1 protein-coding gene is annotated in these 655 nt (G+C 51.9%); it reads left to right on the top strand.

Annotated features, from left to right (window positions below; translation table 11 throughout):
- Positions 1-655 (top strand): tetratricopeptide repeat protein (locus tag AWU74_RS07210; RefSeq protein ID WP_162505002.1); only part of this gene is annotated, 655 nt, incomplete at both ends.

Raw genomic sequence — 655 nt, 5'->3', positions numbered from 1 at the left:
TTGACACCGCGATATCGTTTTTTCCGGACGCGATAAAGCTCGACCCGAATTATGCATCTGCCTACTATAATCGCGGCAATGCCTATAGCGGCAAAGGCGACTACGACCGGGCTATCGCGGATTATACTCAGGCAATAAAGCTCGACCCGAATCTTGCGTCTGCCTACAATAATCGCGGCAATGCCTATAGCGACAAAGGCGATTACGACCGCGCGATTGCGGATTACACTCAGGCAATAAAAATTGACCCGAATCTTGCATTTGCCTACTATAATCGCGGCACTGCCTATGACGACAAGGGCGACTATGACCGCGCGATAGCGGATTTATCACAGGCAATAAAGCTCGACCCGAATCTTGCATTTGCCTACAATAACCGCGGCGCTGCCTATAACAGCAAGGGCGACTACGACCGCGCGGTTACGGATTATACTCAGGCGATAAAAATTGACACAAATGACGCACGAGCCTACAATAATCGCGGTAGCGCCTATGGCAACAGGGGCGACTACGACCGCGCTATCGCGGATTATACTCAGGCAATAAAGCTCGACCCGAATTATGCATTTGCCTACAATAATCGCGGCGCTGCCTATGCCCTCAAGGGCGACTACGACCGGGCTATCGCGGACTGCACTCAGGCAACAAAGCTCGA

The organism is Treponema endosymbiont of Eucomonympha sp. (assembly GCF_001028545.1).
This window is presented reverse-complemented; position numbering and strand designations above follow the sequence as displayed.